Source organism: Stenotrophomonas sp. SBJS02 (assembly GCF_020428325.2).
Classification (GTDB): Bacteria; Pseudomonadota; Gammaproteobacteria; order Xanthomonadales; family Xanthomonadaceae; genus Stenotrophomonas; species Stenotrophomonas africana.
The window spans coordinates 4,288,600-4,315,566 of the sequence record NZ_CP109812.1; the positions used below are offsets into that span (position 1 = coordinate 4,288,600).

The 26,967-nt window shown below is 67.0% G+C and carries 24 protein-coding genes, 1 pseudogene and 2 riboswitches; of the genes and pseudogenes, 9 read left to right on the forward strand and 16 right to left on the reverse strand.

Annotated features, from left to right (window positions below; all coding sequences use genetic code 11):
* Positions 1–8: 8 nt before the first annotated feature.
* Both FQS62_RS19780 and FQS62_RS19785 read right to left on the reverse strand, forming a co-directional pair.
* Positions 9–629 carry a glutathione S-transferase family protein gene (locus tag FQS62_RS19780; protein WP_208042956.1) on the reverse strand — a complete coding sequence of 207 codons (621 nt, stop codon included), beginning with the start codon at positions 627–629 and terminating at the stop codon, positions 9–11.
* A gap of 112 nt (positions 630–741) precedes the next feature.
* Entirely contained in the window at positions 742–1,521 is a 780-nt protein-coding gene (locus FQS62_RS19785; RefSeq protein WP_208043205.1) for an NYN domain-containing protein, read from the reverse strand.
* A gap of 123 nt (positions 1,522–1,644) precedes the next feature.
* Here FQS62_RS19785 and FQS62_RS19790 point away from each other — a divergent pair, with 123 nt between their 5' ends.
* Complete coding sequence (locus FQS62_RS19790) at positions 1,645–2,925, forward strand: NAD(P)/FAD-dependent oxidoreductase (protein WP_049449012.1); 1,281 nt, start codon at positions 1,645–1,647, stop codon at positions 2,923–2,925.
* 83 nt (positions 2,926–3,008) lie between these two features.
* Here FQS62_RS19790 and FQS62_RS19795 read toward each other — a convergent pair whose 3' ends face one another.
* On the reverse strand, positions 3,009–3,440 hold the full coding sequence (locus tag FQS62_RS19795; RefSeq protein ID WP_049449011.1) for a nuclear transport factor 2 family protein: 432 nt from the start codon (positions 3,438–3,440) through the stop codon (positions 3,009–3,011).
* A gap of 147 nt (positions 3,441–3,587) precedes the next feature.
* A complete protein-coding gene (locus FQS62_RS19800; protein ID WP_049449010.1) occupies positions 3,588–3,863 on the reverse strand; it encodes a GIY-YIG nuclease family protein in 276 nt (91 codons plus the stop codon).
* Positions 3,864–3,903: 40 nt separating this feature from the next.
* Positions 3,904–3,993, forward strand: a riboswitch (glycine riboswitch).
* Positions 3,994–4,006: 13 nt separating this feature from the next.
* Positions 4,007–4,110: riboswitch (glycine riboswitch) on the forward strand.
* Positions 4,111–4,194: 84 nt separating this feature from the next.
* On the opposite strand from FQS62_RS19800, the gene FQS62_RS19805 reads away from it, so the two are divergent.
* On the forward strand, positions 4,195–4,812 hold the full coding sequence (locus FQS62_RS19805; protein ID WP_019338935.1) for a trimeric intracellular cation channel family protein: 618 nt from the start codon (positions 4,195–4,197) through the stop codon (positions 4,810–4,812).
* Between the two features lie 168 nt (positions 4,813–4,980).
* Here FQS62_RS19805 and FQS62_RS19810 read toward each other — a convergent pair whose 3' ends face one another.
* The 7 genes from FQS62_RS19810 to FQS62_RS19840 form a co-directional block, all read right to left on the reverse strand.
* Positions 4,981–6,054 carry a 3-deoxy-7-phosphoheptulonate synthase gene (locus tag FQS62_RS19810; RefSeq protein ID WP_049449006.1) on the reverse strand — a complete coding sequence of 358 codons (1,074 nt, stop codon included), beginning with the start codon at positions 6,052–6,054 and terminating at the stop codon, positions 4,981–4,983.
* A gap of 295 nt (positions 6,055–6,349) precedes the next feature.
* Positions 6,350–6,607 carry a hypothetical protein gene (locus FQS62_RS19815; RefSeq protein ID WP_005411217.1) on the reverse strand — a complete coding sequence of 86 codons (258 nt, stop codon included), beginning with the start codon at positions 6,605–6,607 and terminating at the stop codon, positions 6,350–6,352.
* An 89-nt stretch (positions 6,608–6,696) separates the two neighbouring features.
* Complete coding sequence (locus FQS62_RS19820) at positions 6,697–7,035, reverse strand: DUF6616 family protein (RefSeq protein ID WP_049449004.1); 339 nt, start codon at positions 7,033–7,035, stop codon at positions 6,697–6,699.
* Between the two features lie 55 nt (positions 7,036–7,090).
* Positions 7,091–7,831 (reverse strand): DNA alkylation repair protein, encoded by a 741-nt coding sequence (locus tag FQS62_RS19825; protein WP_049449003.1) that lies wholly within the window; start codon positions 7,829–7,831, stop codon positions 7,091–7,093.
* On the reverse strand, positions 7,828–8,328 hold the full coding sequence (locus tag FQS62_RS19830) for a MarR family winged helix-turn-helix transcriptional regulator (RefSeq protein ID WP_049449001.1): 501 nt from the start codon (positions 8,326–8,328) through the stop codon (positions 7,828–7,830). The genes FQS62_RS19825 and FQS62_RS19830 overlap by 4 nt, the downstream gene beginning before the upstream one ends.
* A gap of 73 nt (positions 8,329–8,401) precedes the next feature.
* Positions 8,402–9,700: a sensor histidine kinase gene (locus FQS62_RS19835; protein ID WP_208043206.1), complete on the reverse strand. Its 1,299-nt coding sequence runs from the start codon at positions 9,698–9,700 to the stop codon at positions 8,402–8,404.
* Between the two features lie 32 nt (positions 9,701–9,732).
* Positions 9,733–10,440 (reverse strand): response regulator transcription factor, encoded by a 708-nt coding sequence (locus tag FQS62_RS19840; RefSeq protein WP_049448998.1) that lies wholly within the window; start codon positions 10,438–10,440, stop codon positions 9,733–9,735.
* A gap of 106 nt (positions 10,441–10,546) precedes the next feature.
* Between FQS62_RS19840 and FQS62_RS19845 the strand changes: the two genes are divergently transcribed.
* Both FQS62_RS19845 and FQS62_RS19850 read left to right on the forward strand, forming a co-directional pair.
* On the forward strand, positions 10,547–11,476 hold the full coding sequence (locus tag FQS62_RS19845; protein ID WP_049448996.1) for a pepsin/retropepsin-like aspartic protease family protein: 930 nt from the start codon (positions 10,547–10,549) through the stop codon (positions 11,474–11,476).
* Between the two features lie 67 nt (positions 11,477–11,543).
* Positions 11,544–12,707, forward strand: coding sequence for a serine hydrolase domain-containing protein (locus FQS62_RS19850; RefSeq protein ID WP_088480073.1), 1,164 nt, complete (start codon positions 11,544–11,546; stop codon positions 12,705–12,707).
* A gap of 92 nt (positions 12,708–12,799) precedes the next feature.
* On the opposite strand, the gene FQS62_RS19855 is transcribed toward FQS62_RS19850, so the two are convergent.
* The 4 genes from FQS62_RS19855 to FQS62_RS19870 all read right to left on the reverse strand — a co-directional run bounded on the left by FQS62_RS19855 (position 12,800) and on the right by FQS62_RS19870 (position 15,555).
* Positions 12,800–12,991: a hypothetical protein gene (locus FQS62_RS19855; RefSeq protein WP_226053607.1), complete on the reverse strand. Its 192-nt coding sequence runs from the start codon at positions 12,989–12,991 to the stop codon at positions 12,800–12,802.
* Positions 12,937–13,404, reverse strand: a complete 468-nt coding sequence (locus FQS62_RS19860; protein ID WP_226053606.1) for a hypothetical protein — start codon at positions 13,402–13,404, stop codon at positions 12,937–12,939. Before FQS62_RS19860 ends, FQS62_RS19855 begins: the two co-directional genes overlap by 55 nt.
* A 132-nt stretch (positions 13,405–13,536) precedes the next feature.
* Positions 13,537–15,186 carry a chaperonin GroEL gene (gene groL, locus FQS62_RS19865; RefSeq protein ID WP_057500842.1) on the reverse strand — a complete coding sequence of 550 codons (1,650 nt, stop codon included), beginning with the start codon at positions 15,184–15,186 and terminating at the stop codon, positions 13,537–13,539.
* A gap of 81 nt (positions 15,187–15,267) precedes the next feature.
* Complete coding sequence (locus tag FQS62_RS19870; protein WP_006396661.1) at positions 15,268–15,555, reverse strand: co-chaperone GroES; 288 nt, start codon at positions 15,553–15,555, stop codon at positions 15,268–15,270.
* A gap of 351 nt (positions 15,556–15,906) precedes the next feature.
* Here FQS62_RS19870 and FQS62_RS19875 point away from each other — a divergent pair, with 351 nt between their 5' ends.
* The 5 genes and pseudogenes from FQS62_RS19875 to FQS62_RS19895 all read left to right on the forward strand — a co-directional run bounded on the left by FQS62_RS19875 (position 15,907) and on the right by FQS62_RS19895 (position 24,277).
* Positions 15,907–17,697: an endonuclease gene (locus FQS62_RS19875; RefSeq protein ID WP_049446673.1), complete on the forward strand. Its 1,791-nt coding sequence runs from the start codon at positions 15,907–15,909 to the stop codon at positions 17,695–17,697.
* Between the two features lie 68 nt (positions 17,698–17,765).
* On the forward strand, positions 17,766–18,104 hold the full coding sequence (gene cutA, locus FQS62_RS19880; protein WP_049446675.1) for a divalent-cation tolerance protein CutA: 339 nt from the start codon (positions 17,766–17,768) through the stop codon (positions 18,102–18,104).
* Positions 18,101–20,484 (forward strand): annotated as a pseudogene (locus FQS62_RS19885) (protein-disulfide reductase DsbD domain-containing protein). The gene cutA and the pseudogene FQS62_RS19885 overlap by 4 nt, the downstream one beginning before the upstream one ends.
* Positions 20,481–21,044 carry a TlpA family protein disulfide reductase gene (locus FQS62_RS19890; RefSeq protein ID WP_154349735.1) on the forward strand — a complete coding sequence of 188 codons (564 nt, stop codon included), beginning with the start codon at positions 20,481–20,483 and terminating at the stop codon, positions 21,042–21,044. The pseudogene FQS62_RS19885 and the gene FQS62_RS19890 overlap by 4 nt, the downstream one beginning before the upstream one ends.
* 710 nt (positions 21,045–21,754) lie before the next feature.
* Entirely contained in the window at positions 21,755–24,277 is a 2,523-nt protein-coding gene (locus FQS62_RS19895; RefSeq protein WP_208043739.1) for a PepSY domain-containing protein, read from the forward strand.
* A 121-nt stretch (positions 24,278–24,398) separates the two neighbouring features.
* On the opposite strand, the gene FQS62_RS19900 is transcribed toward FQS62_RS19895, so the two are convergent.
* Positions 24,399–26,939, reverse strand: a complete 2,541-nt coding sequence (locus FQS62_RS19900) for a methyl-accepting chemotaxis protein (protein ID WP_208043740.1) — start codon at positions 26,937–26,939, stop codon at positions 24,399–24,401.
* Between the last annotated feature and the right edge of the window lie 28 nt (positions 26,940–26,967).

Below are 26,967 nucleotides of genomic sequence, written 5' to 3' on the forward strand. Positions count from 1 at the left end.
CCTGCCGCTTACGTCAGCGGCGACATCACGCCGCGCTGGTAGGCCGGCCGCTCGCGCAGGCGCGCGTACCAGTCGGCCAGGTGCGGCAGTTCCGGGCGCTGGATCGGCAGTTCGAACCAGGCATAGATCAGCGAGCCCAGCGGAATGTCACCCATCGCGAATGTCTCGCCCGACAGCCACGGCTGCCTGGCCAGCGTGGCATCGGCCATCGCCAGATAGTCGCCGGCGCGCACGATGGCGGCATTGATCCGCGCTTCGTCACGGTCGGCCGGGGCGGTGCGCATGATGCCCCAGATCAGGTCGGTGTACAGCGGCGCCATCCGCGAGGTACTCCAGTCCATCCACTTCTCGGCCTGGGCACGTTCCATCGGGTCTTCGGCGTACAGCGTGCCCAGCGCGTAGCGTGCGCTCAGGTAACGCACGATGGCATTCGACTCCCACAGCGGCAGGCCGTGGTCTTCGATCACCGGCACCAGGCTGTTGGGATTCATCGCCAGGTACTCCGGCGTCTGCGTGCCGCCATGGCTGCCACCAACCTCGATGGATTCGTACGACAGGCCAATTTCCTCGGCGCACCACAGCACCTTGCGGACGTTACTGGAATTGCGGCGGCCCCAGATCTTCAACATGCGGGTTTTTCCTTGCTGGCAATGCGAGCGGCAACGATACGCCTGATCGGGTGGGGAGTGTGGGTGGCGGATGCGGATCTGGCATCCGGGCATTGCCGGCCAGCGGCCGGCACTACCGGTTCTTTTTCGGCAGCGTGCGCACGTAGGATGACTTGCCGTCCTTCTTCAGCTCGAACAGACCGATCGCGGCCAGCAGGTCACTGAGCTTGCCGTAACCGTAGTTGCGCGGATCAAACGACGCCTGGTTGCCGATCTGGCTGCCAACCGGGCCGAGGTGCGACCAGCCGTCCTCGCCCTCGGCCGAGGACACCGCGCGGCGCAGCATCTTCACCAGCCGGGTATCGCTACGCATTTCCGCACCGCTCTTGCGTGGCCGGGCATCGTCGTTGGCCACAGGCTCGTTCGATGCCTGTTCGCTGGAAGCCTGTTCGGTATCCGGCACGCTGGCATGGGTCTGGCCCAGCGCTTCCAGGTAGGTGAACTTCGAGCACGCGTTGACGAACGGCTCCGGGGTTTTCTTCTCGCCGAAGCCATACACCTTCACACCATCGGTCAGCAGGCGCATCACCATCGGGGTGAAATCGGCATCGCTGGACACGATGGCGAAGCCATCGAGATTGCGCGCGTACAGCAGGTCCATGGCGTCGATCACCATCGCCATGTCCGAGGCATTCTTGCCCTTGCTGTAGGCGAACTGCTGGATCGGGCGGATCGCATATTCGTGCAGAACCGCCTCCCAGCCCTTCAACCGCGGGCTCTTCCAGTTGCCATAGGCGCGGCGTACGTTCGCCACGCCGTAGCGGGCGACTTCGGCCAGGACCTCGTCGATCTTCGATGCCGGCGCATTGTCGGCGTCGATCAACAGGGCGATGCGCTTTTCCGGTTCGCTCATGGGCTCCTCACGGGCCGTTGCCTGAACCCGAGTATCGCCGATCCACACGGGCGCTGACGTGACAGGGGGCCATCATGCGAAGATGCCAGGCGCTTCCCCCAATGCCCCCACTGGAGTGAGTCGATGAGTCGCGAGCGCGTTCCCCACCTGGTTGTTGTCGGCGGCGGTTTTGCCGGCCTCTGGGCCACCCGTGCCCTGGCCCGCGAGCGCATACGCATCACCCTGGTCGACCGCCGCAACCATCACCTGTTCCAGCCGCTGCTGTACCAGGTGGCCACCGCCGGTCTGTCCGCTCCGGATATCGCCGCACCGCTGCGCCACATCCTCGGCCACCAGCGCAATGTGGAAGTCCGCCTCGGCGAAGTGGTGACCATCGACAAGCAGGCCCGGCAGATCCGCATGGCCGATGGCAGTACGCTGGACTACGACAGCCTGCTGCTGGCCACCGGCGCCACCCACGCCTATTTCGGCAACGACCAATGGGCCGATGATGCGCCTGGCCTGAAGACACTGGACGATGCCATTGCGCTGCGCCGCAAGCTGCTGCTGGCGTTCGAACGCGCCGAGGCGGAACCGGACCCTGAGAAGAAGGCCGCATGGCTGAGCTTCGCCGTGGTTGGCGGTGGACCTACCGGCGTCGAACTGGCGGGCACCCTGGCCGAGATCGCGCGCCATACGCTGCGCAATGAGTTCCGCCACATTGATCCGGCCAGTGCGAAAGTGCGGCTGGTCGAGGCCGGGCCGCGCGTACTGTCTTCGTTCCCGGAAGTGCTTTCGTTGAAGGCGCGCCGGCAACTGGAAAAACTGGGCGTGGAAGTGCTGACCGGCACCCCGGTGAGCGACATCGACAGCCAGGGCTTCAGGCTCGGCGATCAGTTCGTGCCGGCACGCACGGTGGTGTGGGCCGCCGGTGTGGCCGCTTCACCGCTGGCGCGCACGCTGGACGTGCCGCTGGACCGCGCCGGACGCGTGCAGGTGCAACCCGACCTCACCCTGCCTGGCCACCCGGAACTGTTCGTGGCCGGCGATCTGGCCGCGCTGAACCAGGCCAACGGCAAGCCGGTGCCTGGCGTTGCCCCTGCCGCCAAGCAGATGGGCAAGTACGTGGCCGAGGTGATCCGCGCGCGCCTGCACGGCAAGACCGAGCCCGGTCCGTTCAAGTACGCCGACTTCGGCAACCTGGCCACCATCGGCCGCATGGCCGCGATCGTGCACCTGGGCAAGCTGCAGCTGTCCGGCGTGCTGGCCTGGTGGTTCTGGCTGGCCGCGCACGTGTTCTTCCTGATCGGTTTCCGCAACCGCATCGTGGTGCTGCTGAACTGGGCCGTGGCGTACTGGAGCTACCAGCGCAGCGCACGCATCATCTTCGGTGATGACCAGGAAGACCGTCGGCCGAGGCGGTAGGGCTGCACGCATGTTCCTGTGGAGCCGAGCCATGCCCGGCTGCACTTCGCGCGGATTGGCAGAAGCCGAGCATGGGCTTGGCTCTACGGCGCCTTCGGTTTCGGGTACCACAGCGCGTTGACGATGACCCAGCGCTGGTCGAATTGCCCCATGTGGAAGTAGTCGACGAACCATGGGGTTTCCAGCCGTACCGAGGCGGCGTTGCCGGTCACGTCCAGCACCGTGCAGCGGCGGTCCCATTGATCCTTCGGAGTTTTCAGCGCGCCCTGCTTCGTCAGCGAGACCAGTTCTTCCTTCGACATGCGGCGCAGGCCCAGGCGTTCGTCGGGCGTATCGCCGAGGACCGCGCGCTTGGCCAGGTCCGGGTGCAGAGAGCGGGCGACGCGCTGCGGATCGGCCTCCAGCTGGCCATCGATGTAGTCGTGGCAGGTGGCTTCGATGGCCGCGAGGGTGGCCGGGTCGGCGGCGGGGCTCGTTGCTGCGGAGAGAGCGAACAGCAGGGCGATCGTGGACATCCGGGTCTCCAGCGCTGAGGGCCGCGGGGCGATCATGGCATGGCTGGAAGCGCCCATCCACGCATGGCGTGGATCTACTGTAGAGCCGAGCCCATGCTCGGCTTCACCATCAGGCAGCAGCAACAACAGCCGAGCGTGGGCTCGGCTCTACAGAAGCGCAGGATCCGACGCCTGCAGCCAGGCCAGCTTGCGTTCGCGCGGCTGCTGCTTGAGCTGCCATTCGGCCCGCGAGGCGGCGGCCCGATCCGGGTACTCGCGCACGGCCAGCACGCGCAGCGGCGGCCTTGCCCGGGTGTAGCGCGCGCCCTTGCCCGCTTGGTGGGCGGCGAAACGCGCCTCCACGTCGGTGCTGATGCCGGCGTAAAAGCTGCCGTCGCGGCATTCGAGCAGGTACAGGAACCACGGGCGGAGGGACGGGGCCATGCCCGGATTATGCCGTGCTGCACTGCAGCGGATATACTGGCGCCCGAATGCAGGAGAGAGGCGCCGCGCTGGCGCCCGCCGAAGGCGCAGGCTCCCATGATCGCTCAGGCCGGTGGGCTGGAATCCCACCAACCATGCATTCGACTCGCCGAGCTGGAGAGAGGTCAACGGGCACGCCCGGGACGATCCGCCGAAGGGGCACGCGGCCCATGCCGCTGAACTCTCAGGCAAAAGGACAGCGGGAGCGGCACCGGTCATCGTCATCCCGTCATTTCGCAGGCAATGGCGGTATGCGCGCATGGCCGGCCCCACCGCGCCCGGAGCCTGTCCCATGCTGCTGTCCGTCATCTACCTGATCGCCATTTCCGCCGAAGCCATGACCGGCGCACTTTCTGCCGGCCGCCGCCGCATGGACCTGTTCGGCGTGGTCATGATCGCCTGCGTCACCGCCCTCGGTGGTGGTTCACTGCGCGACATCCTGCTTGGCCACTATCCGCTGGGCTGGGTCAAACATCCCGAGTACCTCGGCTTCACCGTGTGCGCGGCGCTGATCGCCACCTGGGTCGCACGCTGGATGCACCACTTCCGGCGCACCTTTCTGGTGCTCGACGGGCTGGGCCTGATCGCCTTCACCCTGATCGGCTGCTCGATCGCGCGCGAGGCCGGCCATGCAATGCCGATCGTGCTGATCGCCGGCATGCTGACCGGCGCGTTCGGCGGCGTGCTGCGCGACATCCTCTGCAACGAGGTGCCGCTGATCTTCCAGAAGGAGCTCTACGCGATCATCGCGCTGCTGACCGGCGCGGCGTACCTGTTGCTGCTGCACTGGGGCGTGGCCGACGCCACCGCGATCCTGTGCTGCCTGGGCGGCGGCTTCGCGCTGCGCCTGCTGGCGATCCACTACCGCTGGGAAATGCCGAAGTTCGTCTATCACGACGAAGTGCATTGAGGTTCGCGCGGCGCAATCCGCACCACCCCGGCGATGTACCTGGCGCTGTCGCTCATGCGCAGCGCCAGGCGCATCGCCGGTGCAGATGGGCCGGTCTCCAACTCCGACCGGCCCTGATCGCGGCCGCACCCCCGCAGGCGCTGGCCGCCATCCACACACGTGCCGCACTCAAGCGGCTTCGGACACCTTTACGTCGCGACGGGCGCGCACGGCCGCGGCCAGTCGCTCCAGCACCGTCACGGTGGTGTCCCAGTCGATGCAGCCATCGGTGATGCTCTGCCCGTAGACCAGCGGCTGGCCTTCCACCAGTTCCTGGCGGCCACCGACCAGATGGCTCTCGATCATCACGCCAACGATGCGCTGTTCGCCGTCTTCCAGCTGAACGGCGATGTCGTCGATCACCTTCGGCTGGTTCTCCGGGTTCTTCAGGCTGTTGGCATGACTGGCGTCGATCATCAGGCGCGTCGGCAGCTTGGCCTTGGCCAACACCTGGCAGGCCTCGGCAACACTGCCGGCGTCGTAGTTCGGCTGCTTGCCGCCGCGCAGGATCACATGACAGTCCGGGTTGCCGGTGGTCGACACGATGGCGGTGCCGCCCTGCTTGGTGACCGACAGGAAGTGATGCGGATTGGACGCCGCACCCACCGCGTCGGCGGCGATCTTCACGTTGCCATCGGTGCCGTTCTTGAAGCCGACCGGGCACGACAGGCCCGAGGCCAGCTCACGATGCACCTGGCTTTCGGTGGTGCGTGCTCCGATCGCGCCCCAGGCCACCAGATCGGCGATGTACTGCGGCGAGATCACGTCGAGGAACTCGACACCGGCCGGCAGGCCGAGCTTGTTGATGTCGCGCAGCAGGCCACGGGCAATGCGCAGGCCCTTGTCGATCCTGAAGCTGCCATCCAGGTCCGGGTCGTTGATCAGGCCCTTCCAGCCCACCGTGGTGCGCGGCTTCTCGAAGTACACGCGCATGACGATTTCCAGTTCGCCGGCCAGCGCATCGCGCAGCGGCTTCAGGCGCTGGGCGTACTCGATGGCGGCCTTCGGGTCATGGATCGAGCACGGGCCGACCACCACTGCCAGGCGGTCGTCGCGGCCGTGCAGGATCTGGTGCAGGGCCGCGCGCGAGGCGCTGACGGTGTCGGAGGCTTCATCGTCACAGGGCAGCATCGCCAGCAGCTGGGCAGGCGGTGTCAGCGGTTCGATGGTGCGGATGCGCAGGTCGTCGGTGTGCGGGGGCATTGCGGGAGATCTCCGGAACGTTGGGGGTCCCCAGCGTGGCGGCATGAAAAAAGCCGCCAGGTTCGCTGGCGGCTTTCGGGAATGCGTCTGAAGCTTTCTTCAGGGTGAGCGCAGTCCTTCCTCCGCCAGTGGCTTCGGAAAGTAATACCAGTAAAAGCGGGTAGCAGCTGCGTTCATGGGATCTATTGATAGCACAGCTTTTGCGCAGTGCAAAATGTTTCATCCGCAACTGGGGACGCGGTTCAGCGGGATACGCGCCCGCCCGGCCTACACGGCGGCAACCACGCAACGTCGCTCATTTGCCATGCACTTCCACGTCCAGCAGCAGGCCCTCGTGGATGTCGGCCCAGCGTTCCAGCACGCGATCCAGTTCCTGCCGGGCCTCGTCCAGCTGCTCGGGGTTGAGCAGGGAACGCGCGGTGTAGAGGTCGGAAACCAACCGCCGCAGGGCCGATTCCTGGATGGCCACCGACGGCCCCTCCAGCCCCGGCAACTGCAACGCCGGGCTGTCGCCAAGCGGGCCGAACAGCGTGACCTGGAGCGTGCTCTGCATGATCGACTTCCCTGCGGATGGACATGGGCAATGTCCTGTTTACCGCGTCTGGGTGACAGGCGCATGTGCCATGCGCGTCCGGGGTGCCGCTACAAGGCGGCCAGATCGGCCAGGTGCTGGACCATCCCCTCGTCCGCGCCCAAGGCGTTGGTGGTGGTGAAGTACTGATGCCAACCGGTGGCGGCAATGCCGGCCACCAGTACATCGGCGTCCGCGCGGCTTGCACAGCGCCAGACCGCATAGAACTGCTCATCGCTGCCGCGCTGTACGCCCGTGGCAATGCGGCCCATCGCCAGCGGTGTGATGCGGGCTGGATCGAACTGCTGCATGCCGGCACCGATACGGGCGAAGAAGGCATTCCGCTGCTCGGGCTGGAGCGTGGTCCAGGCGGGGGTGGCGGTGTAGAGCTCGATGAAGGTGTGCGACATGGTGGTTCTTCCTTGAGGTTGACGAGATTACGGAGTTGCCAGCCAGCGGCCGGCACTACCGGAGCGAGCGCAATGCGCGTTTGCGGATGTAGGCATTGGCGTCGCTATGGCGCTCGTGCTGCCAACGCGTGCACAGCTGGCGCAGCCACTGCGGCTGGGTCTTGCCGGCATCATTGAGCCAGTTGCCCACGGAGTCCTGCACATAGCGTTCCGGGTCGTCAGCCAGTGCTTCCAGCAGCGGCAATGCATGTTCCGGGTGCCGCTTGAACAGCGCGATATGCGTGGCCCAGACACCGCGCGGACGCAGTGCTTCGCAGGCGAAGCGGCGCAGGTACGGCGATGTTTCCTGTGTCCACGGTTGCAGGTACTCAAGCGCCTGCACCGGCGCGGCAACGATGTCCGTGCGTAGCGCCAGCCACGCCCATTCGCGCACACCGAAGTGTGGATCATCGGCCAGCGTGCGCATCTGCTGCAGCTTCTCTGCCAACGTTGCGCGGGCATCGCTGCCGATCAGGTAGCAGGCCCAACCGCGCACGGTATCGGCGCGGTGATGCTGCCAGAGCGCAGGCACGCCCTGCCCCGCCTCACGCAGCAGTTGCGCAGCCAGGGCCATGCGCAGCGTGATGCCCTTGCCTGAGGCATCCTGCATGCGTTGCAGCGCTTCGGGTGCAAGCACAGGCGCCACCACTTGCAGCAGCGCGGCGAAATCCACTGCCAGGCATTCGGCCAGATGGGTGGCGGCGACGCGGCCGGTGTTGAGGGCATGCAGCCGTTCCGCCGCAATCGCCGGGCTCATGCTGCAGGCTCTCGTCCGGCATCGGTGTGCTGCCAGACCTTGTGCAGCAGCCGCGAAAGCTGCTGCTGTTCATCGGTGTCCAGACCATTGAACAGGCCACCGATCCACTGCGTGTGCTGGTCGAACAAGGTCTCGGCCAAGCGTATTCCCGGTTCGGTCAATACGATCTGCAGGCGACGGCCATCTTCGGCATCGCTGCGACGCTGCAGCAGTCCTTCACGCTGCAGGCCATCGAGCAGGCCACTGATGGTGGCGCGGGTCACGCCTGCGCGCTCGGCCAGCACGTGGGGCGGCAAGGTGCCGCCGGCCCCATGCAGCAGGAACAGCACGATGAAGCGACCCTCGCTGAGCCCGTGCGGTGCCAGCCGGGTAGCGCAGTCGCGATCGATCGACGAGGACAACGAGAGCAGCTGGAAGCACAGGCGCAGCTGCGCGGTGCTGGCATGGCCGCGTCGCTGTGCCTCATCCATCAGGGCATGGTGCTTGGCTTCCATCATCTCAGGTACGCGATATTGTTAGGCGCCTAATCATACGCAAAAATAGCCGCAACCTGTAAACCACAGCCGAATATCAGGGGAGCCTTCCCAGCAGCAGACGCGCGATCAGTCCACCCCCCTCCCGGTGCAGAAGCTGCAGTTCGCCCGCATGCCGCCGCGCCACGTTGGCGGCGACCGCCAAGCCCAGCCCGGTCCCACCCGTGGCGCGGCTGCGCGAGCTCTCGCTGCGCTGGAAGGGCTGCAGCAGGCGTACTCGGTCGCCCTCGGCGATACCTGGGCCGCGATCCATCACCTCCAGCTGGACCCCTCGCTCAACCACGGCAACCCGCAGCTCCACCGCCCCGGCATAGCGATCGGCGTTGTCGATAAGGTTGTCGAACGCACGCCGAAGCAGCAGCGCGTCGCCGTGCCAGGGCAGACTGTCCGGTCCCTGGCTGGAGATCTCTACACCGTGCAGCAACGCTGCCTGCACGCACTCCTCCAGCAGCGCGGCCAGATCCAGCGGGCGCATCTGCAACGGCTGCAGTTCACCGCGTGCGTAGTCGAGCACCTGCTCGATCATCGTGTCCATGCGCTCGATGTCCGCCACCATCCGCGCCGCCTGTGGTGTGGGCGCGAATTCGGCGCGCAGTCGCAGGCCGGTCAATGGCGTGCGCAGGTCATGTGCCACTGCAGCCAGCATATGGGTCATGTCCTGTGCCTGCGCACGCAGGCGCTCTCGACCGGTGCCGATCGCGGCGGCCAGCATCTGTACCTCGCGTGGGCCATCATCCGGCAGGGGCGTTTCGGCCTGCAGGTCCACACGTGCACTGGCATCGGCCAAACGTCGTAATGGGCGCCCCAGCCGGATCGATGCCCACGCCGCCAGCGGCGCCAACAACACGGCACCGCCCAGCAGCGCCAGTATCACCTGTCGCCGCCAAGCTGCCAGATCACTGTGATCGCTGCCGACCACCTGCCATCGGCCATCGGCTTGGCGCACGCCCAGTTCAAATGGCGGCCATTGCATCGCGGTCAGCACGGCAGCCTGCGCCTTCAGTACCCCGGCCCGCGCCGTGGCGTCGAGCAGGGCGCCGCCTTCGATGACCTGCACATCAGGCGCCTTGCCCTGTCCGCTCCATACCAGCCGAACATCCTCCACCGGCAAACCCATCTGCAGCGCCGCCAACTGGGTGAGCCAGTCACTGGCACTGCCCTGTGGTGGCGCATCCTGCGTCGCCAGATGCAGGCCCAGTGGTGCCGCGGCCTGTTCCCCTCGCAGCACCTGCACGGCCTGGTCCAACTGCATCGGTGGCGGCGCGGGCCGAGGCATCCAGCCAACCACGGCCACGCTGACCAGTGTCGCCAGCAGCAGGCTGGCCAGGGCCAGCATCGTGATCCAACGCGCGGTCGGCCACCGGCTGCTCACAGCAGCTGTACCTCGGCGTCGAAGCGATAGCCTTCGCCACGCGATGTCTGCACCAGCGATTCCGCACCGGGTGAAGCCTGCCCGAGCTTGCGGCGCAGGCGGCTGATCGCCAGGTCGACCGCGCGGTCGACGCTGTCACTGGGCTCGCCACGGCTCAGCTGCAGCAGCTGCTCGCGCCCCAGCACCCGCCCGGGGCGTTCGGCCAGCGCCAGCAACAGACTGAATTCACCACGGCTGAGCACCAGCTCGTTCCCATCCGGCGCCAGCAGGCGACGTTGTTCCGGCAGCAACCGCCAACCAGAAAAGCGCAGTTCACTGGCGACCTGCGCGCGCAGCTTGTCCTGCCGGCGCAGCAGCGCACGTACCCGCGCCAGCAGCTCGCGCGGGTCGAACGGTTTGGCCAGATAGTCGTCCGCGCCCATCTCCAGGCCGATCACCCTGTCCGGTGCGCTGCCCATCGCCGACAGCATCAGGATCGGGATGGCGCGCGCCTGCAACCGGCGGCATACCGACAGGCCATCCTCACCGGGCATCATCCAGTCGAGCACGATCAGGTCCGGACGTTCGACCTGCAGCAGCACATCCAGCGCCGCTGCGTCGGCAGCCACTCGCACGTGGTAGCCGTGCAGCAGCAGGCAATCGGCGATGGCATCACGGATGCTGGCGTCGTCATCGACAACGAGGACACGGGCGGGAGTCGTCATGAGGACAGTATCAGGCAGGTCTGTATCAGGACGGTATCAACGCCGATATTCCCGCGATACGCCGCTGCGCGCCAATGGTCACCCATGATCACTGCGGAGACTTCCCTTGCGCCTCATCCCATTCTTCCTGCTTGCTGCCCCGCTGCCTGCGCTGGCGTCCGATCCCCCCGAACACATCCTGCCGATGTGGATGCAGGGCGGTCATCCGGCCGTGGCCGTGTCGCTGGACGGGCGTGCCGAACCGCTGCGCTTCGTGGTCGACAGCGCGGCAGGCGCCACTCTGGTCGATGACCGCGTCGTGCGACGCTATGGTCTGGAGGATGCGGATGCAGAGGTATCACAGGCCCAAGGGGCCAGTGCAGCTTCCGCGCGGTTGCAGCGCATGCGCAGCACGTCCTGGCAGCTGGGCAGTTGGCAGCTGCAGGCCCAAGCCATGAAGGCCGATCTGTCGTCGTTGCCGAAGGACGATGATCCGGCCATTGACGGCTTGATCGGCAACGATCTGACCGGGCGCTGGGACACGCGCTGGGACTTCGGCCGCAATCAACTGGCGCTGTGGACACCCGGCGGATTGAATCTGGAAGGACCGGGTTGCCAGCCCAATGCGCTGCCCGGCCGCACTGGCGGCCTGCGCCAGTTCGGCTTCATCACGCTTGCACTGGGCGCGCCCGCGGTGGACGCCATCGCCGTGGTCGACACCGGTGCCGCGCAGACCGTCCTCAACGCCGAAGCCGCCCGCGCACTGGGGCTGCGCACCGACGGCAGCGACGCGCGGGTGCGGGTGCGTGAAAAGGGCACCGAAGGCCTGGGCGGCGGAAAGCAGGCAACCTGGCTGTACACCCTGCCCGGCATGACCGGCAGCGGCTGGCAGCATCCGTCGATCGAGGTCCGCATCAGCGAACTGCCAGTGTTCAAGGCGATCGGCCTGGAGGGCCGGCCGGCGCTGATCCTCGGTGCCGATGCAATGCGCGGCGGCCAGGTGGACATCGGTGCCGGCGCGGCCCGGGTCTGCCTGCGCCGGCCGCAGGCCAGCTGACATCTGGCAATGACGCCAGCGGCAGCCTGGCGTAGCATCACCGTGCGCCCCACCAGGAGTTCCACGCATGTGCCGTGCCACCCTGATGTTGCTGACGCTGCTCCCGCTGGCGGTACTGGCCGCGCCGCCACCCGTGCCCTCGCCCACTCGCATCGATGCCGAAGCACAGCGGCTGATGCAGGCAGCCCATGCGCGCGGGATGGCGCTGGCGGTGATCGATGACGGCAAGGTGGTGCATGTGGCTGCCTACGGTGAACGCAACGCCGCAGGCGAGCCGCTGCGCACCGACACCGTGATGTACGCCGCATCGCTCACCAAGATGGCCTTCGGCCACCTGGTCGCACAGCTGGCGCAGGACGCGCGTATCGATCTGGATGCCAGCATCGCTACCGCCCTGGACAAACCATTGCCGGACTATCCACCGGAACCGAAGAAGTACGCCGACTACAGCGTCCTGGCGAGTGATGCGCGTTGGCGCCAGCTCACGCCGCGAAGGCTGCTGAACCACGCCAGCGGCTTCGCCAACTTCGGCTTTCTCGAACCGGATGGCCGGTTGAAGTTCCACTTCGAGCCCGGCAGCCGCTACGGCTATTCCGGCGAGGGCCTGATCCTGCTGCAGTTCGTGATCGAACGTGGGCGACTGGGCGAGGATGTGGGTGCGTTGATGCAGCAGCGCGTGTTCGATCGCTTCGGCATGGCGCACAGCAGCATGTCGTGGCGCGCGGATTTCGCCGGCAACCTGGCCGATGGCTGGACCGCCGAAGGCAATACAGAGCCGCACGATGAACGCAGTCGTGTGCGGGCGGCAGGGTCGATGGATACCACCATCACCGACATGGCGCACTTCGCCGCCGGCTATGTGCGTGGCGATGGGCTGTCTCCGGCAATGCGCAGGGAGCTGGTGCGGCCGCAGCTGCCGATCACCACCGCCAGCCAGTTCCCAACGCTGCAGCCGGAGCTGCCCGTTGCGCAGCAGCACAGGGATCTGGCCGCGGGCCTGGGCGTAGTGACCTTCCGTGGCCCCCAGGGTGCAGGCTTCTACAAGGGCGGCCACGACGATGCGGTCGGCAACACCCTGGTGTGCATCGAGCGGCACAAACGCTGCGTGGTGATCCTGGGCAACGATGTACGGGCGGAGGCTGCGTTCCCGGCACTGGTGGCGTTCGTGCTGGGTGATACCGGCGTGCCATGGCAGTGGGAGTACGGCGCGGCGAAGGCATTCGTCGAATGACGGTGCGATGACGCCTGCGTGGGGAGCGCGGCGGGATGGGAGCATCCATGCATGGCGTGTGGATCCACCTCACGCGTGGATGCCTGTCCCACTCAGCGCGCCTGCTCGAAGAACATCAGGTACACCAGCCGGCCATTCTCCGGGCGGTCGCCGAACGCCGGCCCGGCGGTGTGCCAGAACCAGGGCCGCAGCAGCACCAGCCGGTTGAAGCGCATCGGGATGCGCATGGTCATTGCCCACTGGCTGTCGTCGTTGCTGTCGCGCTCGATGATGTCACGATGCATGTCGCCGCCGTTGGCATAGCCCAATGCGGCCAGCTCCGCTGCATCCAGGGCCATGCGCTCGGTGGGCGGTGGCGGAAGAACTCGGTGCCGCCCTCGCAGTGCTCCGGTGCACTCAGGTAGAGGATGCCCGACCAGTGCGAGTGATCGGCGTGCACCTTGGCGCGGCCGGTATCACCGGCCAGGGTGAGGCGGAACTTGCCGTGCGACTGCAGTGGGTTGACCGGCCGCAGCGGTTCGTTGACCAGCCGCGAGACCGCGCCTGACAGTCCATCCAGTTCCAGCCGCTGCTGCGAATTGCGGCCGGGGAATGCGCCGTCCTGCACCGGATAGGTCAGGCCCAGCGCCGCCTGGCGCAGCCCCTGCGCATCGGCAGGAGAAAGGAAGTCGTCGACGACGATGAACGAGGTAGGCATGGCCACCGAGCGTAGCGATGCGCTGCGGCGGCGGCAACCGGGCAACGAAAAACCCCGCCTTGCGGCGGGGTTCTTCCTTGCATCGGGACGGCGTGCCGACCAGGGCCGGCACCGACCGCCGGGGGCGTGGACTTAGAAGTCCATGCCGCCCATGCCACCCATGCCGCCCATGCCACCGGCGCCACCCATGGCCGGCTCGTCCTTCTTCGGAGCTTCGGCAACCATGGCTTCGGTGGTGATCATCAGGCCAGCAATCGAAGCGGCGTTCTGCAGCGCCGAACGGGTCACCTTGGTCGGGTCCAGGATGCCGAACTGCAGCATGTCGCCGAACTCGCCGGTAGCGGCGTTGTAGCCGAAGCTGCCGGTGCCTTCCTTGACCTTGTTGATGATGACCGACGGTTCTTCACCGGCGTTGGCAACGATTTCGCGCAGCGGGGCTTCCATCGCGCGCAGGGCGATCTGGATGCCGTGGTTCTGGTCTTCGTTGGCACCCTTCAGGCCGGCCAGCGCGGTGACCGCACGGACCAGGGCAACGCCGCCGCCCGGGACCACGCCTTCTTCAACGGCTGCACGGGTCGCGTGCAGGGCGTCGTCGACGCGATCCTTCTTTTCCTTCATTTCGATTTCGGTCGAAGCACCGACCTTGATCACGGCAACGCCGCCGGCCAGCTTGGCCACGCGTTCCTGCAGCTTCTCGCGATCGTAGTCCGAGGAGGTGTCCTGGATCTGGGTCTTGATCTGGCCGACGCGTGCGTCGACGGCAGCCTTGTCACCCACGCCATCAATGATGGTGGTGTTTTCCTTGGAGACCTGCACCTTCTTGGCGCGGCCCAGGTCCTTGATGGTGGCCTTTTCCAGCGACAGACCCACTTCTTCGGAGATCACGGTGCCGCCGGTCAGCACGGCCATGTCTTCCAGCATCGCCTTGCGACGGTCGCCGAAGCCCGGAGCCTTGACGGCCACGACCTTGACGATGCCACGGATGGTGTTGACCACCAGGGTGGCCAGCGCTTCGCCTTCGACTTCTTCGGCAACGATCAGCAGCGGCTTGCCGGCCTTGGCGACGCCTTCCAGCACCGGCAGCAGGTCACGGACGTTGGAGATCTTCTTGTCGTGCAGCAGGATGTACGGGTCATCCAGGTCAGCGGTCTGCGACTGCTGGTTGTTGATGAAGTACGGGGACAGGTAGCCGCGGTCGAACTGCATGCCCTTGACCACGTCCAGCTCGTTGTCCAGGCCCGAGCCTTCTTCAACGGTGATGACGCCTTCCTTGCCGACTTCCTTCATCGCGTCAGCGATGATCTGGCCGATCGACTCGTCCGAGTTGGCCGAGATGGTACCGACCTGGGCAATCGCCTTGTCGTCGGCGGTCGGCTTGGAGATGTTCTTCAGCTCGGAGACGGCGGCCACGACGGCCTTGTCGATACCGCGCTTCAGGTCCATCGGGTTCATGCCGGCGGCAACGGCCTTGGCGCCTTCGCGGATCAGGGCCTGGGCCAGCACGGTGGCGGTGGTGGTGCCGTCGCCGGCGTCGTCGTTGGTGCGCGAAGCAACTTCCTTCACCATCTGCGCGCCCATGTTCTCGAACTTGTCAGCCAGTTCGATTTCCTTGGCGACGGACACGCCGTCCTTGGTGATGGTCGGCGCGCCGAAGCTCTTTTCCAGAACGACGTTGCGGCCCTTCGGGCCCAGGGTGGCCTTGACGGCATTGGCGAGAACGTTGACGCCGCGCACCATGCGCGAACGGGCGTCTTCACCGAAACGAATATCCTTGGCAGCCATTGCGATTACCTCGATGTTTGCACCGGGCCGGGCCCGGCGACGAAAGGGGATGTCTTACAGAAAAACAGGTCGCGCCGAGGCTCAGCCGATGACGGCGAGCACGTCGTCTTCGCGCAGGACCTTGTACTCGACGCCTTCGCTCTTGTACGAGCTGCCGGCGTACTGGCCGTAGATGACCTTGTCGCCGACCTTCAGCGACGGAGCGCGCACGCTGCCGTTGTCCAGCGGCTTGCCCGGGCCGACGGCCACGACTTCACCCTTGGTGGACTTTTCCTTGGCCGAATCCGGAATGACGATGCCACCGGCGGAGATTTCGTCGGCTTCGATCGGCTTGACCACAACGCGGTCGTGCAGCGGCTTGATGCTCATGAGAGACCTCTTAAGTTATTGATTGGTCTAAAAAAGTCCGGCGATGTTAGCAGTCGTACCAGGCGAGTGCCAGCAACGCGCGTGAAAAAGCCCGACAAGTCGGGAGCACGACAGAGATGGAGACCTCCACAGGCCTTTCAAGGGCTGATCCCGAAATTTTTCTCGGGACCGGGAAACCTGCCTCCCTGCGTGGACGCCTGTATAGGGATGCAGTGCGGCAAGCCAAGGGGGCATGGGGTGCTATTTAGTGATAGATGTCCCACTGTCAGATATCTGACGTTCATTTACGACAAAGTGTCACTGGATCGGCCTTAGGCTCGGCCGCGCATTCCCAATCACAAGGAGTAGTCGATGCGATTGCTGTCCCCGCTTGCCGCCGCCTGCCTGCTGGCGCTGGCCGCCGCGCCGGCCCAGGCCGAGGTCTTCATCAACGAACTGCATTACGACGACAGCACCGCCGCCGGTGACGTCGGCGAAGCCATCGAAGTGGTCGCTACCGCGGGCGAGGACCTGTCCGGCTACCGCCTCTACCTCTACAACGGCAGCAATCCTTCGGCGGCCACGGTCTACGCCAACAACCCGGTCCCGGCCGGCACCGCCGCTGGCTGCGGCAGCGCCAGCATCGCCGTGGTCAACTACCCGACCAACGGCCTCCAGAACGGCCCGAACGACGGCATCGCCCTGGTCGATGCCAGCGGCAAGGTGGTCCAGTTCCTCAGCTACGAGGGCGCCATCACTGCCTCCGGTGGCCCTGCCGCCGGCATGACCAGCCAGAACATTCCGGTGGCCGAGACCAACAGCACGGCGCCGGGCACCTCGCTGCAGCTGACCGGCAACGGCAGCCAGTACGCCCACTTCACCTGGGCCGAATCGGCCAAGCAGACGTTTGGCAGCTGCAACAACGGCCAGACCTTCAGCGGTGGCGGTACCCCTGGTCCGAACACGCCGCCGTCGGTCTCCACCACCACCCCGGCACAGGGCAGCAGCACCTTCCCGGCCGCCGCCGACCTGGAAGTGGTGTTCAGCGAGACGGTGAACCTGGCCAGCGGCGCCTTCGCGCTGAGCTGCGGCACTTCCGGCAGCGTGCCACTGACCTACCCGGCCAGCGGCCGCAATGTGAAGCTGTCCACCAACACCGCGCTGGTGGCCGGTGAAGCCTGCCGCTTCGACATCCGCGCCGCGCGCATCACCGACCTGCAGGGCGCACACCCGGCTGCCGACAGCCGCATCGCCTTCACCGTGGCAACCACCGGCGGCAATCCGGACCCGGGCAACCCCGGCGTGCCGGCCGGTTACTACTCCAGGGTCAACACCAGCAGCCCCAGCCAGCTGCGCTGCTCGCTGCACGCCACCATCAAGGGCCACACCGCCTACCCGTACAGCGGCTCGGGCACCAGTACGTGGACCATCCTGGAAATCGCCGACGAGGATCCGAACAACAGCGGCAGGATCCTGGATGCGTACCGCAACCGCAGCTACGCCAAGGTGACCGACCGCGCCGGCAGCGGCAGTGGCCTGAAGTACAACCGCGAGCACACCTGGCCGAACTCGCTGGGCTTTGCCAGCACCACCGGTGACAAGGGCCTGCCTTACGCACCGTATACCGACACCCACATGCTGTACCTGACCGACGCGCAGTGGAACGCCGACCGTGGCAACAAGCCGTTCGGCAAGTGCGACGCCAACTGCGGCGAGCGCGCCACCGAGGCCAACAACGGCCAGGGCGGCGGCAGCGGCGGTTACCCGGGCAACTCCAACTGGGTGCGCACGCCGGACGGCAACACCGGCACCTTCGAGGTGTGGGGCAAGCGCAAGGGCGACATGGCGCGTGCGGTGATGTACATGGCGATCCGCTACGAGGGCGGCAAGGATGCGGCCACCGGCCAGTCCGAGCCGGACCTGGAGCTGACCGACGATCGCAGCAGGATCGTCAAGACCAGCAGTTCGCCGGCCTACATGGGCCTGCTGTCGACCCTGATCGACTGGCACCTGTCCGATCCGCCGGATGATGCCGAGCGTGCCCGCAACGATGTGGTCTACAGCTTCCAGGGCAACCGCAACCCGTTCATCGACCACCCCGAGTGGGCGACCCCGGCCCTGTTCACTTCGGCCAAGCCTGCCACCTGCCAGCTGGCCAACTGACCGCGCAACGCAGCGGTCCACTGCCGCCGCCGGGCCCTGACCCGGCGGCGGCCCTATACTCGACGGTCATGTCGACCGTCGATCCCGTCCTGCTGCTGTTGACCACCTGCCCGGACCGGGCCAGTGCCGAGCGCATCACGCACGCGCTGGTCGGCGAGCGCCTGGCCGCGTGCGTGACGCGCCTCGATGGCGCGCAGTCGACCTATCGCTGGCAGGGCGAGGTGACTACCGACAGCGAACTGCAGCTGCTGGTGAAGACCACTGCGAGCCGCGTTGATGACGCGATTGCCCGGATCGTCGAACTGCATCCGTATGAACTCCCGGAGTGCATCGCGGTCGAAACCCGGGCCGGCCTGCCGGCATATCTGGATTGGATCCGGGCACAGACCCGGGAGGACACTGTTTGAAGACTCTGATTGCGCGTGGCGCCGCCTTGTGCGCCCTGTTGTGGCTCTCGCTGCCCGCCTTCGCTCTGGATGAGAAGGACCTGCTGCCGGTGGACCAGGCGTTCGCGCTGACCGCGACCGCCCCCGAACGTGGCCAGGTGCAACTGCAGTTCAAGATCGCACCGGGCTATTACCTGTATCGCCACCGCACCAGCGTCAAGGCCGACCCGGCCTTCAATGCCGGCGCGCTGCAGATGCCCAGGGGCGACAAGCACCACGACGATTTCTTCGGCGAGGTCGAAACCTATCGCGAGCGCCTGCAGGCCACCCTGCCCGGCACGCCGACCGAGGCCGCCAGCACCATCAGTCTGGAAGTCCGTTACCAGGGCTGCGCCGATGCCGGTGTCTGCTACCCGCCGCAGAAGCGCGTGGTGCAGGTCACGCTGCCGGGTGCCGGGGCACAGGCCACCGCTCCTGCCGCGCGCCCCGCCGGCGCCAGCCCGTTCAACAACCCGCTGGCCGGTGCCGGCAACAGCGGCGGCCTGCGCCTGCCAGGTGCAGCCAGCAACAGCCAGGCGCTGCCACTGCCCTCGGAACAAGCGTTCGGCTTCGACGCCATCGCCAGTGACGGCAACACCCTGCTGCTGCGCTTCAGCCGGCGCCGGGCTACTACCTGTATCGCGACCGCACCTCGCTGAAGCTGGAGGGCAGCACCGGCGTGCTGGCCGACAAACCGCGCTGGCCTGCCGCACAGTCGCATCGCGACGAGCACTTCGGCGACGTCTCGGTCTACTTCAATCAAGTGGAAGTGCCGCTGCCGCTGCGCCGCTCCGTCACCGATGCGGTTGACAGCACCCTGGTGGTGACTTTCCAGGGCTGCCAGACCGATGGCATCTGCTACCCGCCGATGACCCGCCGGGTAAAGCTGTCCATTCCGGCCGGCAAGGTCAACGCCAGCGCCGACCAGGTGCCACCGCGCAACGAGGTGATCAGCCCGCTGCCTGCCGCCAACGGCGCACCACGCGAAGCCGCAAACGGCGCTCCGCTGCGTCTGCTGCCGACCGTGCCCAACGATGATGCAGCGGCCCCGGCAACCGTCGGCAGTGAAGACGCAGGCAATGAATTCGCCCCGGACGCACGCGGTGACAACGCCCTGCGTACGCGCCCGCCGGCGAGTACGCCGAACCCGGACCGTTCGTTCGTCTGGGTGCTGCTGCTGGCGCTGGCCGGCGGCCTGGTGTTGAACCTGATGCCCTGCGTGCTGCCGATCCTGTCGCTGAAGGTTCTGAGCCTGGCGCAGAGTGGCGAAAGCCCGCAGCGCGCACGCAGCCATGCCCTCTGGTACACGCTGGGCGTGCTGGTCGCATTCGCGGTGATCGGTGCGCTGATGGTGGGTCTGCGCGCGATCGGCAACGCCGTCGGCATCGGCTTCCAGCTGCAGCACCCGGGTGTGGTGGCGGCGCTGGCCTACATCATGTTCGCGGTAGGCCTGAGCCTGTCCGGCGTGTTCACCCTGGGCGGTGGCATCGGCAATCTGGGCCAGTCGCTGGCCAGCCGCAGTGGCCCGGCCGGTGATTTCTTCACCGGTGCGCTGGCCTGCGTGGTCGGCAGTGCCTGCGTGGGACCGTTCATGGGCGGCGCGATTGCCTACGCGTTCATTGCCCCGCCGCTGAAGGCGATGACCGTGTTCCTGTTCCTCGGCCTGGGCCTGGCGCTGCCGTTCCTGCTGATCGGCTTCGTGCCGGCATTGGCGCGCCGCCTGCCCAAGCCCGGCCCGTGGATGGAAACGCTCAAGCACGTGCTGGCCTTCCCGATGTACGCCACCGCGCTGTGGCTGCTGTGGGTGCTGGGCAAGCAGCGTGGCGTGGACGGCATGGCGCTGGTGCTGGGCGGCCTGCTGCTGCTCGCCTTCGGCCTGTGGCTGTTCGAGCGCAACCGCTGGACCGGCTCGCGAGCAGTGACCCTGCTCGGCGTGCTGCTGGCGATCGGCGCATTGGTGCCGGCCTGGGGTGTGACCCAGCTGGCACCGCCGGCGCGCGCCGCGCAGGCGGCCACTGACAACGTGGTCGAATACTCGCCGCAACTGCTGGACCGCCTGCGTGCTGACAAGCGCGTGGTGTTCGTGAACATGACCGCGGACTGGTGCGTGAGCTGCAAGGCCAACGAGCGCGCCGTGCTGTCGCGGCCGGAGTTCAAGGAACTGCTAAAGCGCACCAACGCGGTGTACATGCGCGGTGACTACACCAACGTCGATCCGCAGATCACCACGTTCCTGGAAGAGCACAAGGCCGTCGGCGTGCCGCTGTACGTGGTGTACGGCCCCGGCGCGCCGCCGACGGTGCTGCCGACCCTGCTGACCCAGGCGGTGGTCGAGGAAGCGCTGCTGCGCACCGCGCGATGAAGTGGCAACGGCCAGCGCTGCTGTGGACAGCGGTGTTGGCCGCCGGCCTTGGCCTGTGGGCCGGCCATCGATTGGCACCGGCGCCGGCTGCGCCTGAGGCCGTGCCAGCGGCGCCTGCTGTCGCGGCTGCGGTACCGGTCCTGCGGGTTGGCGACCGCCTGCCTGCGTTGTCGCTGCCCGATCTTGAAGGCCGGCCGCTGGACCTGCGCCAGCACGCTGCCGGTCGCCCGCTGTTGATCAATGTCTGGGCCAGCTGGTGCGCGCCCTGCGTTGAAGAAATGCCCGAGCTGGCGCGCTTTGCCGCTGCGCAGGGCGCCTCAGGCGTGCAGGTGCTGGGCCTGGCGCTGGATACGCCGGAAGACGTGCGCGGTTTCCTGCAGCGGGTCCCGGTGGATTATCCGATCGTGATCGAGACCCCGGGGCCACGCGACGCAAGCGTGCAGCTGGGCAACGCACAGGGCCTGTTGCCCTACAGCGTGCTGTTCGATGCGCAGGGGCGGATGGTCAAGGCGAAGCTGGGGCCGTTCGCCCACGGCGAGATCGACGGCTGGGTGAAGTGAGGGTGTTTTTTGCAGGGCTTGCAGCCCTGCACCCTGCTCAATGCAACGGCAACAGCCAAAGCCAAAGCCAAAGCGGGCATTTCGTGGGATGGCGGGGCACTGTGGGTGGTCAGGACACGCCGTAAACCCGTCCATGGGGGCTCGATGGCGCCATCCATGGCGCCAACGGTCCTGACCACCCACACCGCCCCACCTCTGACAGATCTTCGCGGCTGTTGGTAGGTGTCGACCTTGGTCGACACATCTGTCAGATATCGAATGAAATTCCGGGGTCAGATCCGTTTTCCTACGGAAAACGGATCTGACCCCAAGAATATTTCCGACAGATCGCGGAAATCTGTCGAAGGCGGGGTGGGTCCGGTTGAGGGGGTGTGAGCCGCATGGATGCGGCGACAGAGCTTACATGGGTGAGGACGCTTTGCTTGCGAAGCACTGCTTCGCAAGCGCCCGAACGCACAGCCGCCATCGGCTGGGCCGGGCCCCGGAGGGGGACTTGCAGCGTCCCCCTCAACCGGACCCACCCCGCCAACCCACGGAAAGCCAGCTTTTGACGTTGACGTTGCTCCGGCTTGTAGCGGGTGCAGGGCTGCAAAGCCCTGCAACAAAACCCTCCTTGACCGTAGCCCGTCCGCCACGGAGAATTACGCGACTAATTCTCATTTGCTGTTGCGCAGGATGCGGGCGGCAGCCTTCCGGGCCCTCCTCCTTCGATGTTCAAGAACGTCCTGTTCCAACTGCACTGGCTGCTGGGCATCACCGCCGGTGCAGTACTGGCCGTGATGGGCCTCAGCGGCGCCGTGCTGTCCTTCGAGGATGAACTGCTGCGGGCGGCCAATCCCGGCTTCGCCGAGATCGCCGAGCACCATGCCGATGGCCAGCTTCCACTTGCGCTCAGCGAACTGGTACCGCTGCTGCAGGCCGGCAGTGAACGCCCGCTGCAGCGCCTGCGCGTGGATGCCACCGGGCAACGGCCCTCGGTTGCGCGCTTTGCCGGCGGCAAGGAAAACTGGGTGTACTTCGATCCGTACAGCGGTGAGCGCTTCAGTGCCCTGCGCGGACAGCGGTTCTTCGACTTTGTCGAGGACCTGCATCGGCATCTCGCCGCCGGCGAGCGCGGCAAATGGATCACCGGCAGCTGCGCCATCGCGCTGCTGTTCTTCACCCTGTCCGGGCTGTACCTGCGCTGGCCGCGACGCTGGTGGCACTGGCGCAGCTGGCTGGCGGTGGAATGGAAACGCAGCGGCCGAGGCTTCCTGTGGAGCCTGCACTCGGTGATCGGCACCTGGGTGCTGCTGATCTACCTGATGAGTGCGCTGACCGGCCTCTGGTGGTCGTTCGACTGGTATCGCAGTGCCGCCAACACCCTGCTGGGCGTCGCACCGGCCGCAAAGCACAAGGTCGCCACCGACGCCGCCCTGAACCTGGAGCGCATCGAAGCCACGCTGTATGCATTGCCCGGCGTGCGCACCGGGTACATCGACCTGCGCCTGCCGGAGAAGCCCGGGCAGGCACTGAATGTCCGCGTGATGGCCGGTGATCCGTCGCAGCGCGGCGGCCAGCATGACCGCGCGCATGATCTGCTGCAGCTCGACCCGGGCACGGGTGCCACGCTCGATGCCCGCCCCTACGCGCGCCAGGGCGCGGGCGCGCAGCTGGCCACCAGCGTATTCGCGCTGCACTCGGGCAGCTACTTCGGCGTGCCCGGGCGCGTGGTGGTGATGCTCAGCAGTCTGGGCATGAGCCTGTTCTTCATCACCGGCTGGATGCTCTACCTGGACCGCCGCCGCAGCCAGCGCGCCGCGCGTGGCCTGCGTCAGTCGCTGCCAGCGACGCCTGTCGATGGCGATGGCACGCCGTGGCTGGTGATGCACGCCAGCCAGAGCGGACTGGGCGAACAACTCGCATGGCGCGCAGCGGCACAGCTGCAGGCGTCCGGTCATGCGGTGCAGGTGCTGCCACTGGCCCGCGTCGATGCGGCGCAGCTGGCGCGCACCGCGCAGGCGCTGTTGGTACTGAGCACCTTCGGCGATGGCGAACCACCGGATGCGGCGCGAGGCGCTGCACGACGGCTGATCGCACAGACACTCGACCTGTCAGGCCTGCAGTTTGGACTGCTGGCGCTGGGTGATCGACAGTACCCGCACTACTGCGGCTTCGGCCGCCAGGTTGATGGCTGGCTGCTCGGCAACGGCGCGCACCCGTTGTTCGAGCGCATCGAAGTCGATGCCGCCTCGGTCGCGGCGCTGCGCCAATGGCAGCTGCAGCTGGGCGCGCTGACCGGCATCACTACCGATGACAGCGTGCTGCCGGCGGCCACGCAGATGCATGACTGGCGGCTGCTCGGCCGCGATCGGCTCAACCCGGGCAGCATGGGCGGCGCCATCTGGCGCATCCGTCTTGCGGCGCCGGCCGAGGTGCAGTGGCAGGCGGGCGACATCCTGCATATCGCCCCCCGCCACAACGCGCGGCACGCCAGCGCGGTGTTGAAGGCGCATGGGCTGGATCCGCAGCAGCCACTGCTTGTGGACGGCACACCACGTACGCTGCTGGCGCTGGCCAGTGAGCGTGAGCTGCCCGACGCGGATACCGCGCTGGCGGTGCAGGACGCCTGCCTGTGGCTGGCCGGGCTGGCGCTGCTGCCCGGCCGCGAGTACTCCATTGCCTCCTGTACGGATGACGGTGTGGTGGAGCTGGTGGTACGCCTGGTGCATGACGCCTCCGGGCGCGCCGGGCTGGGCTCGGGCTGGCTGTCGCTGCATGCACCGATCGGTGCCAGCATCGTGGCCCGCGTGCACCGCAACCCCGGTTTCCATCGCATTGGCGGTGCGCCGATGGTGCTGATCGGCAATGGCACCGGCATCGCGGGCCTGCGCAGCCTGTTGCGCGAAGCCGCGCATGCAGGTGAGCACGGGCACTGGTTGCTGTTCGGCGAACGCCAGCGTGCACACGACTTCCTGTTCGCCGACGAGATCGAAGCATGGCAGGCCGAGGGCCATCTCGCGCGGGTGGACCTGGCGTTCTCGCGCGATGGCGAAGGTGGTTACGTGCAGGATCGCCTGCATGCAGCCGCCGATGCGCTGCGCGAATGGATGCAGCGTGGCGCGGTGATTCATGTCTGCGGCTCGCTGCAGGGCATGGCCGAAGGCGTGGACCAGGTGCTGCGCGCTGCGCTGGGCGATGAGGTTGTGGAAACGCTGCTGGAGAACGGGCGCTACCGACGCGACGTGTATTGATTCCTGCCGCCGAACGCTGGCGTGAGCCGAGCATAGGCTCGGCTCTACAGTGTTCCTGCAACCGATGTAGAGCCGAGCCTACGCTCGGCTGATTCCCGGCCAGCCGACAAGGAACCGCAAGCTAAGCCGCCGCAGCGCGCGCTCGTGGTATCGACTGCAGACGGAACGCGCCCACCGCTTCGGCCAGGGCAAGTACCTGGGCCTGCATCTGCGCTGTCGAAGCACCCGCCTCTTCCACCAGGCTGGCGTTGCGCTGGGTATTGGCTTCCATCTGCACGATGGTCTGGTTCACCTGGGCGATGCCGGCATGCTGGTCCTGCGACGCACTGCGGATACCGGCCAGGAGGTCCGCCAGCTGCTGCACGCTGCCGACAATCTCGCCCATCGTGGTACCAGCCTGTTCGGCCTGCTGGTTGCCCTGGCCGACTCGCGCCACCGAATCCTCGATCAAGCCCTTGATCTGCTTGGCCGCCTCCGCGCTGCGTTGTGCCAGCAGGCGCACTTCCGCGGCCACCACGGCGAAGCTGCGGCCCTGCTCACCCGCGCGCGCGGCTTCCACCGCAGCATTCAACGCGAGGATGTTGGTCTGGAAAGCGATGCCATCGATCAACTGGGTGATGTCACCGATCCGTCGTGAGGCTTCGCTGATGCCGTGCATGGTCGCGACCACCTGGCCAACGGCCTCGCCACCGCGCTGGGCCACTGCCGCCGCGCCCTTGACCAGCACGTCGGCACGGCCCGCAGCATCGGCATTGCGGCCGACGGTGTCGGTCAGCTCGTGCATCGACGCTGCGGTCTCTTCCAGGTTGGCCGCCTGCTGCTCGGTGCGCTGTGACAAGTCATGATGACCGGCGACGATCTCGCCAACGCCGGTATCGAGGCTGGACGCCGCCTGCTGGATGCGAGTGACGATGCGGCCCAGTTGCGCGACGGTGGCGTTGGCATCATCGCGCATGCGTGCGAACACGCCCTGCAGCTCACCTTCCATGCGCACGCTGAGGTCGCCGCGGGCCAGCGCAGCCAGAAGCGCCTGCAGATCGCCGAGGTTGGTCTCGAAGGTGGCCAGCAAGCGGTTGATGCTGGTCGACAGTGTGCGCACGAAGCCCTGTTTTCCCTCCAGCGCGATGCGGCCATGCAGGTCACCGTGCGCGGCGGCGTCGACCAGCGCCGCCACTTCGGTTTCCAGCAGGGTCTCCAGCGCGCGGCTGCGCCACTCCACTGCCACGCCGAGAAATTGCCCTTCATCGACGATGGGATTGGCGATCAGCTGATAGCGCACACCGCCATGGCCGATCTCGCGCTCTTCGCGCTGTCGCACACCGGCCAGGGCGGCCAGGGCCGGATGCAGGCGCACCGCATCGCTGCCCACCAGGTCTTCAGCCCGCAGTTCCAGCTGCAGCAGCAGGGCTGGATTGGCATACGCAACCAGGCCTTCGGCATCGATCACCATCAGGCCAGTCTGCGCGCTGTCCAGGGCCTGGCGCACGCGGGTGTTGCCGCGCGCCACGGCACGCTCGGTCTCGATGCGCGCGCGCAGGCGCTGCTGCATGTCCACCAGACGCTGGGCAAGCTGGCCGATCTCATCATTGGCGTTGTAGACGCGCAGGGTGGTGTCCAGGCGATCGTCGGCGATGTCGCTGGCGAAGCGCAGGGTGTCCTGGATCGGCTGGCGTACCGCGCGCAGGACCAGCACCAGGCTGGTGATCAGCACGCCGGCCACCAGCAGCAGGGTCAATGCGAACAGCACGCTCATCGTGCGCGCGCCGGCCTGCTGGCGCGCCTGCGCCTTGGCCAGCGCCGCCACCTGCGCCTGTTGGAATGCGGCCAACGCCGGCGCTACACCCGCGGCAGTATCCAGCAACGACTGTGCTTCCACATCCAGCCCGACCCGGGCAGCGGTATACCCCAGCAATGCGGCCTGATACGCCTCCATCCCGGTGCGCAGGGTGTCCTGCACATCCGCAGGCAGGCCCGCCAGCGCGAGGTCGAACGGCAGCTTTTCCTCGCTGGCGCGGTCGGCGTGAGTGGAGTCACCGTCGAGCAGCAGCAGTGCCTCCTGCCTTCGCATCTTCTGCAGTGACAACGCCAACGACGGCCGCTGCAGCGCATCCACCTGTACCTGCAGGGTATCGGCGGCCTGCTGCAGCTGCGCGGCGAGGCCGGCATCACCACGGCCCATCTCGTCGACCCGTTCGAACAGGGCGACCACACCCTGCGAGAATGCGTCGGCAGCTTCGGTCAGCGCCTGCAAGGCCTTGCGCCGGCCAGCATCCATCGGCGTCGCGCGCAGCGCCTGCAGATCGGTCTGCAACGCCTTCTGCGTGGCCAACAGCTGCGCGCGGTCGGCATCATCGAAACTGCGTGCATACTGGGTCTGCAGGCGACGCGCTTCGGCCACCCGCGTGGACAGGCTGGCAGCCAGATCGCTGCCGCGCTGGTAGCTGGCCTGGCTGCGCGCAGCCAGTGCGTTGGCATGACCAGTCCAGGCGTAGACAGCGGCGATCGCCACCAGGCCCAGGCCACAGATCCACAGGGTCGCCTTGAGCTTGTTGGCTACGCTGAGCCGATGTGGCTGCAGCCAGCGCAGCAGGCCGGGGGACGCCGAGTGCAACGCAGCAAGGCGCGTGCGCAGGGACCGGAGGTGGGGGACAACGGCCGACATGACAGACTCCAGGCGAAAGGACGCACCT